The organism is Flaviaesturariibacter aridisoli, from assembly GCF_004343705.1.
GTDB classification, from domain to species: domain Bacteria; phylum Bacteroidota; class Bacteroidia; order Chitinophagales; family Chitinophagaceae; genus Flavisolibacter; species Flavisolibacter aridisoli.
Map to the genome: position 1 here is coordinate 1 of NZ_SKFH01000047.1, position 16443 is coordinate 16443.

Annotated in this window: 13 protein-coding genes; 7 read left to right on the forward strand and 6 right to left on the reverse strand. The window is 59.4% G+C overall.

Annotated features, from left to right (window positions below):
* The coding region (locus E0486_RS17080; RefSeq protein ID WP_131851900.1) for an IS5 family transposase at positions 1-634 on the reverse strand (634 nt) is incomplete at its 3' end.
* A 256-nt stretch (positions 635-890) separates the two neighbouring features.
* On the reverse strand, positions 891-1436 hold the full coding sequence (gene msrB, locus E0486_RS17085) for a peptide-methionine (R)-S-oxide reductase MsrB (protein ID WP_131854031.1): 546 nt from the start codon (positions 1434-1436) through the stop codon (positions 891-893).
* 196 nt (positions 1437-1632) lie between these two features.
* Here msrB and E0486_RS17090 point away from each other — a divergent pair, with 196 nt between their 5' ends.
* Entirely contained in the window at positions 1633-4767 is a 3135-nt protein-coding gene (locus E0486_RS17090; protein WP_131854033.1) for a WD40/YVTN/BNR-like repeat-containing protein, read from the forward strand.
* A gap of 81 nt (positions 4768-4848) precedes the next feature.
* On the opposite strand, the gene E0486_RS17095 is transcribed toward E0486_RS17090, so the two are convergent.
* Positions 4849-5340, reverse strand: coding sequence for an endonuclease III domain-containing protein (locus tag E0486_RS17095; protein ID WP_131854035.1), 492 nt, complete (start codon positions 5338-5340; stop codon positions 4849-4851).
* A 93-nt stretch (positions 5341-5433) separates the two neighbouring features.
* Positions 5434-6570 (reverse strand): glycosyltransferase family 4 protein, encoded by a 1137-nt coding sequence (locus tag E0486_RS17100; protein ID WP_131854037.1) that lies wholly within the window; start codon positions 6568-6570, stop codon positions 5434-5436.
* A gap of 514 nt (positions 6571-7084) precedes the next feature.
* Here E0486_RS17100 and E0486_RS17105 point away from each other — a divergent pair.
* The 3 genes from E0486_RS17105 (at position 7085) to E0486_RS17115 (ending at position 9969) form a co-directional block, all read left to right on the forward strand.
* Positions 7085-7777, forward strand: a complete 693-nt coding sequence (locus tag E0486_RS17105) for a DUF4290 domain-containing protein (protein ID WP_131854039.1) — start codon at positions 7085-7087, stop codon at positions 7775-7777.
* 102 nt (positions 7778-7879) lie between these two features.
* Positions 7880-9184, forward strand: a complete 1305-nt coding sequence (gene murA / locus E0486_RS17110) for a UDP-N-acetylglucosamine 1-carboxyvinyltransferase (protein WP_131854041.1) — start codon at positions 7880-7882, stop codon at positions 9182-9184.
* Between the two features lie 152 nt (positions 9185-9336).
* Positions 9337-9969, forward strand: a complete 633-nt coding sequence (locus E0486_RS17115; protein ID WP_131854043.1) for a PH domain-containing protein — start codon at positions 9337-9339, stop codon at positions 9967-9969.
* Positions 9970-10098: 129 nt separating this feature from the next.
* On the opposite strand, the gene E0486_RS17120 is transcribed toward E0486_RS17115, so the two are convergent.
* Positions 10099-10686, reverse strand: a complete 588-nt coding sequence (locus E0486_RS17120) for a nitroreductase family protein (protein ID WP_131854045.1) — start codon at positions 10684-10686, stop codon at positions 10099-10101.
* A 175-nt stretch (positions 10687-10861) separates the two neighbouring features.
* On the opposite strand from E0486_RS17120, the gene E0486_RS17125 reads away from it, so the two are divergent.
* Positions 10862-13324: a TonB-dependent receptor domain-containing protein gene (locus E0486_RS17125; RefSeq protein ID WP_131854047.1), complete on the forward strand. Its 2463-nt coding sequence runs from the start codon at positions 10862-10864 to the stop codon at positions 13322-13324.
* A 107-nt stretch (positions 13325-13431) separates the two neighbouring features.
* Here E0486_RS17125 and E0486_RS17130 read toward each other — a convergent pair whose 3' ends face one another.
* Entirely contained in the window at positions 13432-14301 is an 870-nt protein-coding gene (locus tag E0486_RS17130) for a helix-turn-helix domain-containing protein (protein ID WP_131854049.1), read from the reverse strand.
* 147 nt (positions 14302-14448) lie between these two features.
* Here E0486_RS17130 and E0486_RS17135 point away from each other — a divergent pair, with 147 nt between their 5' ends.
* Positions 14449-14961, forward strand: coding sequence for a cupin domain-containing protein (locus E0486_RS17135; RefSeq protein ID WP_131854051.1), 513 nt, complete (start codon positions 14449-14451; stop codon positions 14959-14961).
* A gap of 617 nt (positions 14962-15578) precedes the next feature.
* Positions 15579-16256: a hypothetical protein gene (locus tag E0486_RS17140; protein ID WP_131853652.1), complete on the forward strand. Its 678-nt coding sequence runs from the start codon at positions 15579-15581 to the stop codon at positions 16254-16256.
* The last annotated feature ends 187 nt before the right edge of the window (positions 16257-16443 follow it).

Below are 16443 nucleotides of genomic sequence, written 5' to 3' on the forward strand. Positions count from 1 at the left end.
TTCTTTCCACCACCCATCTGACAGGAAGGGGGGAGAAGCGGTTGGAGTGTCTGCGCTGAATGAGCACCCACCGGATCCTGCCTCCTGCGGTAAAAGCCGGTGGTCCGTCGTAGCCGCCGTCGGCGACAATAGTGCGCACCGAAGGGCGGTCCTCCACATCATCGCGCAGCACGCGCGCCCCGGTCTTGTCATGAACAAAAGCGGAAGTAACGCCGGCGGCAATGACGGTGCCCTGGGTGTCCACAGCCAGGTGGCGCTTTCTTCCCTTTACCTTTTTGCCCGCATCATAACCCACCTCGTCGCCTGTGCCGGCCACGGTTTTTACCGACTGGGCATCAATGAGCAGCATCGAAGGCTCGCCGCTTCTGCCTTGCCGGCGCCGCAGCTGAATGCCCACCAGGTATAGCGCCCGGTCCAGCAGTCCGTAGCGGGCCCACTTGTTCAGGTAGTACCATACCAGGCGGTAATCGCCGTACTGCGGCGGAAGCGAGCGCCACTTGCAGCCGTTGCTCAAAAGATAAATGATGCCGCTGAAGATCAGTTGAAGGGAATGCTTGCGCCGCCGCACCTTCGGCTCAAATATTGTAGCTACTTTATTCCAAAGGGCGTCAGGCACCTGATACAGAGTTTGCATTGTAACCAATGTTTGTTCACCTCTCTATCAGCAAGCAAGACGCCCTTTTTCCTTTTGGCTCAGCTCAAACCAGACATACTGAAAACCAACTAACTAATTTTAGACAGCCTCTTAGAGGGTTTAGAAAGGTTTAGGGAGGTTCAGGAGGTTTAGGGGTTCAGCGGATGCCAGCGAACCGGCTTACCAATTTACCAGTAGACCAATAAACAAAGCCCCCACGCCTCAGGCGGGGGGCTGTCACTCCCTATCTGGATTCCTATTGTTTGTTGTAAGTCGCCTCGGCGGCCTGGGCTTTTTTAAAATCGAGCACGACGCCGTTGATGCAGTAGCGGAGGTGGGTGGGCGGCGGGCCGTCGTCGAACACGTGGCCCAGGTGGCTCTTGCAGCGGCCGCACTGCACCTCGGTACGCTCCATACCGTAGGTGTGATCGGGCGTATAGATGATGCTGCCCTTGCTTACCGGCTCGTAAAAGGAAGGCCAGCCGCAGCCGCTCTCAAACTTCGTGTCGCTCACGAAGAGGGGATTGCCGCACACGGCGCAATAGTAGGTGCCCTTTTCCTTGTTGCCTTCCAGCTGCGAGCTCCAGGGCCGCTCCGTGCCTTTTTCGCGGGCAACGGCGTAGACGTCGGCGGGCAGGAACTTCTTCCACTCGTCGTTGGCCATGGTCACCTTCGAGGTATCGGTATGCGAGTATTGCGGATGCTTTTTGGATTCGGCGCTCATGGGCTTTTGCTTCGTTTGGGAGTAGCTGCACTGCTGCAGGCCAACAGCCAGCAGCAGCAAGGCGAGGATTCTTTTCATGATGTGTTGCTTCTTTAAAGATACGACAGGCACGCGCCGGCGGATTGACAAACAAATGTGAAAGGCCCGTCCTTGCACAATCTTCAGCCGACAGCTCCCGCTCATCCGTTAAAGAGCGGTCTTAGCGGACTCCGCATTATCTTCAAACCGGAAACCGGCAACTGGAAACCGGCAACCGTAAATTCATTTCCCTGCCATGAGACTACTCACCCTGCTTACCGCATTGCTGCTCTGCACCGCTGCCACGGCCCAAAAGGCCACCCTCACCCAATTCAAAAGCTGGAAGCCCCGCAACATCGGGCCCTCGTCGATGAGTGGCCGCGTTACCTGCATCGACGTAGTCAACAGCAACCAGGACGTCTGGTACATCGGCGCCGCCTCGGGCGGGGTGTGGAAGACGACCAATGCCGGCGGCTCCTGGACGCCCCTCTTCGACGAGCAGCCCACGCTCAACATCGGCTCCATCGCCATCCAGCAATCCAACCCCAACGTGGTATGGGTGGGCACCGGCGAAGGCAATCCCCGCAACTCCATCAACATCGGCGAAGGCATTTACAAAACGCTCGACGGCGGCCGCAGCTGGAAGCGCATGGGGCTCGAAAAGACCCGCAACATCCACCGCATCCTCATCGATCCCAGCAACCCCGACGTGGTGTATGCCGGCGTCATCGGCAACCCCTACGCCGAGCATCCCGAACGCGGCGTGTACAAGACCACCGACGGCGGCACCACCTGGCAGCTCATCCTCCATACCAACGATACCTCCGGCGTGGGCGATATGGTGATGGATCCGTCCAACCCCAACAAGATCATCGTCAACATGTGGCAGCACCGGCGCACGCCCTGGAGCTTCAAGAGCGGCGGCCCCGGCTCGGGTCTTTACCTGACGGTGGACGGCGGGCGCAACTGGAAAAAGATGGGTAAGGAGGAAGGCCTCCCCGGCGGCGACCTGGGCCGCTGCGGCATCGCCTTCGCCGCTTCGCAGCCCACGCGGGTGTATGCGCTGGTGGAAGCCGAAAAGAACGGTCTCTATAAAAGCGACGACGGCGGCTTCAAATGGGAACTCATCACCGCCGAGCCGCGGATCGTAACGAACCGACCCTTTTATTTCCAGGACATCCGCGTGGACACGAAGAACGAGAACCGTATTTATTCGGTACACGACATCGTGGAAGTGAGCGAAGATGGCGGCAGATCTTTCCGCACGCTGCTGCCCTACTTCGGCATTCACCCCGACCACCACGCCTGGTGGATCTCGCCCACGAACCCGGATTTCATCCTCGACGGCAACGACGGCGGCATGGGCATCACCCGCGACCGCGGCCGCAGCTGGACCTTCCCCGAAGGGCTGGCGCTGGGCCAGTTCTACCACATCAACGTTGACAACGAAACGCCCTACAACGTAATGGGCGGCCTGCAGGACAATGGCTCCTGGCACGGGCCGGCTTACACCTGGACCAACGGCGGCATCCGTAATTATTACTGGAACAACGTCGGCTCGGGCGACGGCTTTGATGTGATGCCCGACCCCGATGATGCATCGTGGGTGTACAGCATGAGCCAGCAGGGTTACGTGAACCGCATGAACTGGAAGACCGGTGAACGCTGGTTCGTGCGCCCGCCTTCGACAGATCCGAAGGTGAAGTTTCGCTTCAACTGGAACGCCGCCATCGCGCAGGATCCTTTCGATAAGAACACGATCTACTTCGGCTCGCAGTTCGTGCACAAAAGCTCCGACAAAGGTGCTTCCTGGAGTACGATCTCGCCCGACCTCAGCACCAATAATGCCGCGCAGCAAAAGCAGGACGAGAATGGCGGCCTGACGCTGGATGTGACCGGGGCGGAAAACTACAATACGATCCTGGCCATCGAGCCCTCGCGCCTCGAGCGCGGCCTGCTATGGGCCGGCACCGACGACGGCAACGTGCAGCTCACACGCGACGGCGGCAAAACCTGGACCTCCTTCCGCGGCAAGATCCCCGGTATGCCGGTGGGCGCCTGGGTGCCGCAGATCCGTGCTTCGCGCTACCATGCCGGCGAAGCCTTCGTGGTTTGTAACGACTACCGCCGCGGCGACTTCAAGCCCTACATCTTCCGCACCACCGATTATGGTAAAACGTGGACGCGCCTGGTGGATGAAAAGAAAGTGAGTGGCTATGCACTCACGATGATCCAGGATCCCACCGAGCCCAACCTGATTTTCGTGGGCACCGAGGGCGGCCTGTGGGTGTCGCTGGACAACGGGGCCAGCTTCGAGCAGTGGAAGAACGGCTACCCGGGCGTGTCGACCTACGACCTGGCCATCCAGGAGCGCGAAGCCGACCTCGTGATCGCCACCTTCGGCCGCGCGCTGTGGGTGTTCGATGATATTCGTCCGCTGCGCCGGGTTGCGGCCGGCAAGGGGCAGGTGCCTGCCAAACGTATTACCGCCTACGCCGCTCCCGACGCCTGGCAGGCGCAATACCGTGCGGCGCCGGGGTACGAATGGAGCACTTACGGGTTGTACGACGCGCCCAACCGTCCACGCGGGGCACAGATCTCCTATTGGGCCAACTTCGCTGCCGATACCACAGCCGGCAAAGCCGATTCGGTTGATGTGCGTATTTACAACGACAGGAATGAACTGATACGCTCCCTGAAGTGGAAGGCCGACACGGGCTACAACCGCCGCTGGTGGGGGATGGAAGAAAAAGGCTACCGCGCGCCGGGCTCGCCGAAGCCACGAGCCGGGTCGCCCGAAACGCCTGGCCTGCAGGCCCTCCCCGGCACGTACAAAGTAGTGCTGAAGATGGGCAAGGCCAGCGATTCCACGATGGTGACGCTACGCGAGGATCCGCGCCTGGCCAAGTCTGCCCCGGTAACGGCGGCGCAGCGCGCCCTGTTGGAGGAGCTCCGTAGAACTACGGATCGACTTACCGAAGCGATGGATCGCCTGTCGGAAAGCGAGGAGACACTTGGTAAGATCAGCGCCGGCCTCAAAGGACTGGAAGGCGCGCCCTACGACTCGCTGCGCAAGGCCACTACGCGGATGCAGGACAGTATCAAGGTGCTGCGCGAATTCATCGGCGGCAAGAAAGTAGAAAAGCAAGGCCTCTCCCGCGAAGACGACATCACCGTGCTGAGCGGCATACAGCTCGCCCAGAGTTACATCATGAGCAAGAGCCTCGCCCCCGGTGCCCAGGAGCGCCAGCTGGTGGCCAACGCCGCACAGTTGATCGACGGCGCCGTGGAGCGTGTGAACGCCTTCTACGGCACTTACTGGAAAGACTACCGCCGCCAGTACGAGGCAACCAGCGTGAACCTGTTCAAAGACTACGAGCCGATCAAATAGTTTATAGTTTATAGTGTATAGTTAAAGGAGGCATTGCGAAGCAGTGCCTCTTTTATTTCCGGCATCAGCCAACTACCAAATTTACCTATGTTTCGTCACCCCCACCTGCCGGCAATAGGCCAGCACCGGGCAGGTGGAACAGAGTGGGATCATCTTGCAGATATGCTTGCCGAAGGGCATCAGCAGCCGGTTGATATCCACCTGTCGCTTTTGCGGTACGAGGGCTTCGAGCGCGGTCATGGTTTTTTCGGGCGCCTTCGTTTCCACGTAGCCCCAGCGGTTGACGACGCGGTGCACGTGCACATCAACCGAAATGCCTGCCTGCCCGCTGCTGACGCCGATGGCCAGGTTGGCGCATTTGGGGCCGACTCCTTTGAGCGCGGTGAGGGCATCAAAGTCGGCGCGCAGTGTGCCGCCATATTGCTCCTTTGCCACCTGCGCAATGGCCAGCATGGTAGCGGCTTTTTGTCCGGGGAACTGGGTGCCGTACAACAGGTCGGCCTTCGGAAATGGCGCGATGGCCTTTTCAATGCGGCGCAACATCACCGGCAGGTCGAAAGGTTTCTTCTGCATAGCGCCACGGATGCAACAGTGGGGCCGGAGAGTGGAGAACGAGAGAACGAGAGAATGAGAGAACGAGATAGAGAGCGCGAGAAGGCTTGACCCTTAGGAAGGGGTGCCGGCTGTCTCCAGGATCGCGGCCCAAAGCTGTTCCGCTGATTTTTCCCAGGAGAAATCTTTGGCCCGCTGGAGTCCTTTTTCAATGAGCTGGCGGCGTCCGTCTTCATCCTTATAGATGTGCATCAGTTCACCGGCAATGGAAGCGGGTTCTTTCGGATCGAAATACAGGGCGCCTTCGGGGCCACACACTTCGGCCATGGCGCTGTTGGAAGAGGTGAGTACGGGCACTCCGCTCTGCATCGCTTCGAGCACCGGAACGCCAAAGCCTTCGAAGAGCGAAGGGTACACGAACGCATAGCAGGCGGCCATCAGGCGCTGCAGCTCGCCATCGTCCACATAACCGGTGAGCACAACGTCGTCGCGGTATTTATAGGATTGCAGGAGCGTCAGGAATTCGTCGTTCTTCCAGGCAAGGCGACCGGCGAGCACCAGCTTCCAGTTGCTTTTCTGCCGCTTCTTGAACTGCGAGAAACCCTTGAGCAGGTTGATCAGGTTTTTGCGGGGCTGCAGGGCGCCGGCATAAAGGAAATACTCGGTGCCGCCCGTGTAGCGTTCTTTCACTACCGCGCGCTCCTCGTAGCCGAGTGGCGCGAAGCCCGCGCGGACCCCGTTTTGCACGATGCGGATGCGATGGGCGGGGAGTTGGTATTGCTGCTGCAGGTCGGCCCGGGTGAAGTCCGAGACGGTGCACAGCACGCGGGCGCGCCGCACAAAGCGCGGCAGCATCCGGCGGAGGTAGCCCAGGTGCACGCCCTTGTAAGCATCGGGCTGATGCAGGAAGCCGAGGTCGTGCACCACGAGGCACTGCGGCACCCGCGTAGTGAGGGAAGCGTAGCTTTCGGGCGAAACGAACACGTCGGCCTTGATGCGCCGGAGCACCAGTGGCACCCGGACGTCGAACCAAAGGCGCCAGAGCAGGGGGTGACGGGTGGCGGGCTTCACCACAATGGGGGTAACGTTGGGCCCGAACACGAACCGGGACCCATAGGGCCGGTCGAACAGGAAGAAAAAGCGGTGCTCGGGGTGGGCTGCCACGATCCGGCGCAATACTTCCTGCTCGAAAAAACCGATCCCTTCGAGGTGGTCTTGCAGCAGCAGGCGGGTATTGACGGCGATGTTCATGGGGCGGCAAAGATAATTGGAATGTGCCCTTTATACATTTAGGCCTCTCTCTCAAGGGGTTACACGCATCAGCATTGGGGAAAATCGCCCCAAAATCTTGGTACTGGGTCATAAATTCCCCAAACATGGTTGAGCTGACCATGCCAGAGTGGGGGTTTACAGGGAACGTTAAAACTGGCCCGGTACTTGTTTTATCCTTTTCACGAAGTTTGATGCTTCACCCTTAATCGTACAAACCTTGTTATAAAGAGCCTCTTAGGTGGAAGAGGATGGTGGCTTGTAAAAGGGGCCTTGGTTCGGGGCCCCTTTCTTTTTGCCCCTCCGGCAAGCTCTGGGAGAAGGGCAATGGGTAAGCCGGACCTGCCCACTTTCTTGCACTCAGTTCTGTCTACTCATTTCCCGATTGTCGCTATATTTGCTTTCTGCGCTGCAGTTCCCCTCCTTAAGCGACGCCGCCGGCTCCGGCAGCAAACTTTGAACTGCGCTTTTTTTTTCACCACTATTTACCTCATTAATGGAATACAATACCGGCAGACCCGGCCTTATCATCCGTGAATACGGACGCCACATCCAGAATATGGTAAAGCACCTGCTTACCATCGAAGACCGCAACCAGCGTCAGCGCCAGGCGAATTATATCGTAGAGCTGATGGGATTCCTGAACCCGCATCTCAAAACGATCGAAGACTACCGCCAGAAGCTGTGGGACCACCTCTTTCTCATCACCGACTTCAAGCTCGACGTGGACTCGCCCTACCCGATCCCGACGCGGGAGGAAATGGCCGCCCGTCCCGACCCGCTGCCCTACCCGAAGCGCCACCCGCGCTACTCGCACCTGGGCAAGCACCTCGAGCTCGTGATTGATAAAGCGCTGCAGGAAGAAGACCAGAACAAGCGCCAGGGCTTCGCCAATACGATCGCTTATTACATGAAGCTCGCCTATAACACCTGGCACAAAGACGCGGTGCACGACGACGCCATCCAGCAGGAAATGGCCAACCTCACCAAGGGCCAGCTGGAGTTCAACAACTCGGGCTACGTGAAGCAATACCGCCCCTCGCAGGACCGTGAGAACCAGCCCCAGGGCCGATATGGACGTCAGAACCGCTACAAGCGCGGCGGCGGTGGCGGCGGACAGCAATCGCAGCCCGGCCAGGGAGGCGGCGGCAAGCGCAACAACAACAAGTATGGCAAAAAGCGTTACTAGTTTTTAGTTGATTGGTTGCCTAGTTGATACGTACTTTGCCGCCGGTATTCATCCGGCCCCGGTTGGGCAACCTATCAACTAGTCAACCTATCAACTATTCCCATGGCTTCATTTGAAGTGGAAGGCGGCCGCCGCCTCAAAGGCGAGATCATTCCGCAAGGCGCCAAGAACGAAGCGCTGCAGATCATCAGCGCCGTGCTGCTCACCCCCGAGCCGGTAACGATTCACAACATTCCCGATATCCTCGACGTAAACAACCTCATCGACCTGCTGGGCGGGATGGGCGTGAAGGTGAATCGCATCGATCGCCAGACTTGCACCTTCCAGGCAGACGACGTGGATATCAATTACCTGCGCCGCGATGAATTCAAGGCGAAAAGCGGCCACCTGCGCGGCTCCGTAATGTTTGCCGGACCGATGCTGGGTCGCTGGAAAAAAGCATTCATCCCGAAGCCGGGTGGCGACAAGATTGGCCGCCGCCGTCTCGACACCCACATCCTTGGCTTCGAAAAACTCGGCGCTGAATTCACCTACTTTCCCGAAGACGGCTTCTTTTACTTTACCACCGAAGGCCTCAAGGGAACCTACCTGTTGCTCGACGAGCCTTCCGTAACCGGCACCGCCAACATCGTGATGGCCGCGGTGCTTGCCGAAGGCACCACCACCGTTTACAACGCGGCCTGTGAGCCCTATCTCCAGCAGTTGTGTCTCATGCTCAACAACATGGGCGCGAAGATCTCCGGCGTCGGCTCCAACCTGCTCAGCATCCAGGGCGTTGATCGCCTGTACGGCACCGAGCACCGCATGCTCCCCGACATGATCGAGATCGGCTCCTTCATCGGGCTGGCCGCTATGACGCAGAGCGACATCACCATCAAGAACGTACGGCTCGATCAGCTCGGCGTCATCCCCGACCGCTTTCAGCAGCTGGGCATCCAGATGAATTTTATTGACGACGACATCCATGTGCCGGCGCAGGACCTCTACGAGATCCAGACCTATATGGACGGCGGCGTGCTCACCATGTACGACCACCCCTGGCCCGGCCTCACGCCCGACCTGCTGTCGATCATCCTGGTAGTGGCCACGCAGGCCAAAGGCTCGCTGCTGGTGCACCAGAAGATGTTTGAAAGCCGGCTGTTCTTTGTGGACAAACTGATCGACATGGGCGCACGGATTATCCTCTGCGACCCGCACCGCGCCACCGTGATCGGCCTCGGACGCCAGTACCCGCTGCGCGGCATCAAGATGTCAAGCCCCGACATCCGCGCCGGCGTGTCGCTGCTCATCGCCGCACTCAGCGCCGAAGGCAAGAGCGTCATCCAGAACGTAGACCAGATCGACCGCGGATACCAGAACATCGATACGCGATTGAATGCGCTCGGAGCTTCGATCAAGCGGGTGTAGCATCGTGAACCGTGAGGCGGGAGCGCTGCCGCCTGATAACGAAAGAACGGATGCCCAAGGCATCCGTTCCTTTTATCGCGCATCGTGAGCGCACGGTTCACGGCTGACGCCTCACGTCTTCCACAGATTGGCTGAATGACTTAATTTTACGTATGATCAACCTGCAGAATTTCCTCAATGAGCACGAGGATCCGAAGGCCGTGGAAAAGCTGGCCTCCAAGCTCGAAGGCATGCTGATGCGCGAAGAGGAACTTGTTTACCTCGGTGTGCAACGTAAGCCCGCCGTGAACATCGCGCCCGATGGAGTGGCGCTTACCACGAAGCGCATTATTTTCTGCCGCCCCAAAAACCTGGGCCTGTCGATGGACTTCCAGGATTGCCTCCTGCGCGACATCAAGGATACCCATTTCAAAGAAGGGATGCTCGGCTCCGAGTTCATGGTGATGACGACCACCGGCACTACGACCACCATCGATTACCTGCCGAAGGTGCAGGCACGGAAGCTGCATACGCTGGCGCAGGAACAGCTGGAAGACCAGCGCCAGGCAACCTCCGCGCAACCCGCCCCGGAGCCGCTTTCCGTTGCCGCTGTAGCGGAAGTGTCCCCGCCTTCGCCGCCTGCGCCCGATCCCGTGCCCGCTCCTGCACCTGCGCCCGCTGCGCCGCAAGCCAGCAACGATGACCCGATGGCCGTGCTGCAGAAGTTGAAGCAACTGTACAACGCCGGCCTGATCGACCAGATGGAATACGAGAAAAAGAAAGCGGAAGTGCTCGCACGGATGTAGTTCGTAAGCCGTTAGTGGCTGGCACCCGTCGGTAACGATGTTTCCCATAACAAAGAACGTCCCGCATTTTGTGCGGGACGTTTTCTTATGTTGCTGCGCATTTCGCGCTCACGCCTCACGGCTCACGCTTCACGCCCGAACCCACTCGATCTTATCTTCCAGGGGGGCGCGGTCCTTGGCGGGTGAGGCTACCGCGATGGCGCCGATGTAAAAGAAGCCCATCAGCTTGTCGTCTTCACCAAGTCCGAAGAACTCTTTCGCCGCCTCGCGGTAGGTGACGCCGCCGGTGGTCCAGTAGCCGCCAACACCGTAAGCGGTTACGGTCAGGTACATGTTCTGCACCGCGCAGGCCACGGCCGATACTTCCTCGATCTCCGGGAATTTTTTATTGGGGTCGCGCTTGAGGCAGAGGGCAATTACGTGCGACGCCTTCAGCGGGTTGGCCAGCAGTCCGTCGTAGGTGGCCTGTTTGAAGTTGTCGCCCGATGCCGTTTTGTACAGCTCCGCCTGGAACTGCGCCAGCTTCTGACGGCCCTCGCCGCTGAACACCACGAACTTCCAGGGCTGCAGGTTGCCATGGCTCGGTGCCCAGGTAGCGTTCTCGAGCACCTGGCGCACAATGGCTTCGTCGACGGTTGCGGCCGGGTCGAACTGCTTCGGAAAGGTGGAACGGCGGTTCTTTATAAGATCATTGATCTGGTTGATGTCGTAAGTCATGGCGCAAATATCGGCAATCGGCAATCGCGAACCGGCCCGGGTGTTATGTAAATATCAGACACGACCATTTTCGTAGATGGAGCGATAGGGCCATTCGCAAGCCCGCGGTGCCATTGATTCCGAATTGGCTAGGAGGAGCCGGCGATTCCGGGTTGTTTTGTTCAAAATCAAAGCCATGAGGAAGCACTTATTGACGGGGATGTTCCTGGCCACCGCTTTTGCGGCAGGGGCGCAGGGCGGGAAAGGCTCCGTATCCGTATCCATCCGCAGCGCGCAGCAGCCCGCGCTCGACGGCGCCACTGTAGAAATACGGCGCGTCAAAGATTCCGCGCTCGTAAAGACCGCACTCACCGATAAGGACGGCAGCGCGCTGGCCGAGGGGCTGCCCGAAGGCAATTACCTCCTCCACGTGTCGATGACCGGCCACCAGCCGGCCTGGTCTGCCCCCTTTGCCGTGGCCGCCGGCGGCACCGCCCGCGTGCCGGCGCTGAGCCTGGCGCCTGCCGGCAACGAGCTTAAGACCGTGACCGTTGCCGCACGCAAGCCTTTTATCCAGAAGCTGGCCGACCGCATCGTGGTGAACGTCGAAAACAGCATCGTGTCGGCAGGCTCCACGGCCATCGACGTGCTGGAGCGTTCGCCCGGCGTTATGGTCGACAACAACGACGCCATCTCGCTCCGCGGCCGCAGCGGTGTTATCATCATGATCGACGGGAAGCCGAGCCCGATGACCGGCCAGGAGCTTGCCAACTACCTGCGCAGCCTGCCCAGCAACGCCATCGAGCGCATAGAGATCATCACCAACCCTTCTTCGAAGTACGACGCCGCAGGTAACTCCGGCATCATCGACATCCGGCTCAAGAAAGACCAACGCCTCGGCACCAACGGCACGCTCAACGCCTCCTATGGCCGCGGCTTCCTGCCCAAGACCGGCGCCGCCGCCTCCTTCAACAACCGCAGCAAGAAGGCCAACTTCTTCGGGTCGTATAACTACGGCAACCGGGAGTTTCTCAACCACCTGTTCATCAACCGCAACTTTTACACGGGCACCCTGCGTACCGGCTCGGATGTAAAAGATAATTATTCCGAAGTCGGCGTGCAGTCGCACAATGCCCGCCTCGGTGCCGACTTCTTCCTTACCAAAAAGAGCATCCTTGGCTTCGTGGTCAATGGGTCGTCGGCTGCTATTGATCGCACCGGAAACATCACCACGGATGTGAACAACCCGCAGGGTGCGCCGGACTTCCGCTTCCTGACCAGTGCGACCAACGACGATGGAAACAGCAATGTGGTCGGTAACGTCAACTTCAAAACGCGCTTCGACAGCACGGGTAACGAGTTGAGCGCCGACCTGGACTATGGCGTCTACAGCAGCAGTTCGCTGACGCGTACCGCCAGTAACTTCTACAACCTCGACGGCACACTGAAGGGAAACCCCGATATTCTTGACGGCGACCAGAAAGGCAAGCTGACCCTGACTTCGGGCAAGGTGGATTACAGCCATCCCTTCAAGGGCGGACGCATCGAGGCCGGCGCCAAATCGAGCTACGTGCATTCGGATAACAACGCACAATTCTTTAACGTATTCGCCAACAGCCGGCCCGTAGACAGTACCAAGACGAACCGCTTTTATTACGAAGAATACAACAACGCGGCTTATGTGAATGGCAGCCGTGATTGGCAGAAGTGGTCGCTGCAGCTGGGCCTGCGCGGCGAGCAGACCAACATCCGCACGCTGCAATCGAAGACCGGCGCGCGCTTCCGCAACGACTACTTCCAGCTTTTCCCGTCTGCCTTCCTGAACTACAAGCTGCGCGACGACAAGGTAGTGGGTGTATCCGTCAGCCGCCGCATCGACCGTCCCGGCTATTCGCAGCTCAACCCCTTCCTGTTCCAGGTAGACGCCACCATCTATGCCACCGGCGCGCCGCTGCTGAAGCCGCAGCTGACGTGGAGCTACGAGGCGAGCTACACCGTGAAGCAACTCAACTTCACGCTGGGCTACAGCCATAGCACCGATCCGCAGTCGGTGGTGCTGTCGCGCATTCTCGATGTGATCCCCGAATTCGAGATCAAGCCTGGACAGGACTCGAACATTACCGTGCAGATACCGGTGAACCTGGAGTCGTCTGATTACTTCGGCCTCACCGCCACGCTGCCCTGGCGCGTGAAACCCTGGTGGAACCTGATGGGCAACCTGAACGTGTATTACAATCATTTCAACGGCAACATCGGCGGCGCCGCGGTATCGAACGGCTCGCCGGCCGGCAACTTCCGCATCAACAACACCTTCACCTTCGCGAAAGGCTGGGGTGCCGAGCTGAACGGGAACTACTACACCGGCGGCCGCGACGGCTACTCGATGAACCGCCCGCAGACCAATATCTCCGCCGGTGTGCAAAAGACGGTGCTCAAAGGGCAAGGCACCGTGCGCCTGAACGTGACCGACATCTTCCGCAGCAACTATCCGGGCTCCACGGTTACCTATGAAGGCCGCTATGTGGAAGTATGGCATGCCGTGCGCGACACCCGCGTGGGTACGCTTTCCTTTACCTGGCGCTTCGGCAACAGCAAGGTGCAGGCCGCGCGGAAGCGAACGACGGCGAGTGAGGAAGAACGCCAGCGTGCGGGTGGATAGACAAGCCCCCTGTCCCCCGAAGGGGGCACTCAGGCCGAATAGACCTACAATTACGGGCAGCTTTTATTATTGGAATAAGAGAAGGGATCGCAAAGCGATCCCTTCTCTTATTTGGTGCGTGCGGACTTCAGCAAAGCTGCAGCCAGAGAAGTTTCTCCCGCTAAAGTGCCCCCTTCGGGGGACAGGGGGCTGAGGAACTGTTTCAGGTGCTTGAAGAAGTGGCTGTAATCGTAATACCCGAAATCTTCGAAGCGGAAGTCTCCGGGGCGGCTTACCAGTAGTTCTACGGCCGTGCGGATGCGCAGGATCTGCAGCGCCTGCTTGCCGGTGATGCCGGTGGTAGCGAGGAAGTAGCGCTGCAGCGTGCGGGCGCTGATGCCGCGCGCGGCGGCAAGCTCCGCGATCGGGGTGGTGAAGTCGCGGCGTTCGCCGCAGTCTTTGAGCAGCCCCGTCACGATGGGCACCGGGTGCCTGGCTTCCGTGGGCCGTTCGATGATGCGGCCGTAGTGGTCGGAGAGGAGCTGCACGCGCTCGTCGAAGCTGCGGGCGCTCTTCACCTGCTGCAGCAGGGGCTTGTCGATCAGGTAGGAAAGCGGGTGCACCGAGGCGCGGTATTCGGAAAAGTTGACGGTCTTTTCGAGCACCACCGGTGATACGCGGAATTTGATGCCGAAGATCCGGTTGCCGGCGGCGTGCTCTGCCAGCAGCGGCAGTTGCCGCGGCAGGAAGATGTCGTGCTTCACGGGGTAGCGCTCGGCCCCGAGCTGCATCACGAAGGGCGTGCCCAGGTTGATCATGTAGGTGTAGCCCAGGTTCGGGAAGAGGGCGTCGGTGAAGCCCTGCGGGTACCGGGTGAAGAGCTCGTCGAAGTCGGTTTCCCAGAAGAAGTCGATGAAGTACGACAACGCCTTGCGCGCGTGGCGGCGTCGGTACTTTTTCTCGAAGTGGGCGCGGTGGAAGAATTCGATGTGCTGCACCCTGCGAATGTAACGCGCCGCTCCAAAGCAGCCGCACCTAAGCTCAGTTACACGCGGAACAGGCACAGCGGCGCCGACCGTCCCGCTTGCAAGGGCCGGCAAAGATTCGTACCTTATAGGTATTCCTTCACTCCAAAAACCATGTTTATGGACACAAGCAGATCGAAAGCCTTGTTACTGGGCGTTCTGTTATGGGGCAGTTATACTGCCTCCGCGCAACACCAGCAACACCAGGGGGATTCGGCGATGCACGGCTCGCATCACATGCTGTACAACCCGACCGACAGCGCGATGAAGTGGATGCCCGGTCCACCCTTTCTCCCCGCCGGCATAAAGATGTCGGTGCTCGAGGGTGATCCTTCCAAAGAGGGCCCCTTTACCGTGCGCCTGCAGATGCCCGCCAATTATACGATACCGCCGCATACGCACCCGACCATCGAGCACGTGACGGTGATCGAAGGCAGCGCCTATTTTGGGATGGGCAACACCTTGAACCGCGGTGCCGCCAAGCAACTGAAGCGGGGCGGCTATGCCGTGCTGCCGGCCAACATGGCGCACTATGCTTTTTCGAAGAGCAGGGCCGTCGTGCAGGTGCACGGTATGGGGCCCTTCGCCATCACCTACATCAATCCAGCCGATGACCCGCGCAACAAGCACTAACGGGTAACGCCGGGCCGGCAGGCCCGGCGTTCGCTTCCGGGGCACCGGAACGGGCGATCGGCGGGGTATTTTCGTCCGCGATGATCGCCTATTTCCGAGGAGAGCCGGACCGCGCAGGCACGGGGGGCACGCGACGGCGCAGCGAAGGGCGGCACGGCGAACGGGCCGAGACCTACCCCAACCTGCAATCGGTTGATAATCAAAAGCAAAATGCTGTTGTAGCCGCGGAACACGCTATTGTCGCCGCGGAAGCATCTAATGGACCCGCGGAGGCCGCTAACGTCGCCGCGGAGCCTGCTGTTGGACCCGCGGAGCCATCTATCGCCGCCGCGGAGGCATCTATCGTTGCCGCGGAAGCATCTATCGTCGCCGCGGAAGCATCTCTCGTTGCCGCGGAGCCATCTCTCGTACTCGCGGAAGCATGGCCCGTCGGCGCGGAGGCATCTGTCGTCGTCGCGGAAGCAACTGTCGGAACCAGGGGCGGGTCTGCTGGCGCGGAAAGCTACCCATTTGTTTTTTCCGAAAGATGAGTTATATTGGTCTTGTCTTCCGCCCCCTTTGAAACCGACTGCTACCTTAAAAACACTTTTATTTTTTAACGCTAAAATTTAAAAGTGATGACCAAAGTTCAAAACCGTTACATCGCCATGTACGGCGCCATTCTCTTGTTTTGCAAAGAAAATCAGGCCCTGGTTGCACTCAGCCCGGCGTTTCAAAAGGCAGTTTTGTGGCTGAATGGGCAGGTGAACCGCATCGATGCGGCGGTGCTGCGCCAGCAAAAGAACCAGCAGGGCGGCGGCGCCAAAAAGACGACGCGCGAGATCATTTGCGCCACCGGTGCCGTGCTGAGCTCCCTGGCAGCGGGCTGGGCCAACGAAGAAGGGCTTGCCGACATGGAAGCCCGCAACACCTGGACGGAGCCGAAGCTGGACAAGCTCTCCGATGCCCGCCTGCACGCGGTGTGTACCCTCATTGCGGAAGATGCCCACACGGCCCTTGCCGGCGGTGCCGAAAACGGGATCACCGACGAATCAATCACCGGCTTCACTGCTGCCCTGGGCCTTTTCAAGGAAGAAAAAGATGCGCCGCGCAAAACCACCACGGCCCGCAGCACGCAGACCAACGAGTTGAAGAAACTCATTGCACAAACCAACGACGGCCTCAAAAAGCGGATGGACCGGAACGCTGCGTTTTACAAATCCAAACACCCGGAATTCTATTTTGAATACAAGGAAGCCCGCAAACTGATCGACCCCGCATCGAGGCCGAAGAAGGAAGCGGTGAACGAAGCTTGATGTGTCATCAGGTAGATAGTTTTTGGTTTAGATACCCCGTGATGAGCGGGGTATTTTTTTGTCCCGCCTTACTGCAAATGTGCCCTGCGCCGCACACGGTTTATGCGGCCCCTCCCACGGCGCGCATGCCTCTGGCATGCATCGATGCCATCCGCCCCCGGGGATTTCATCCCGGGTTGTGAAGCGT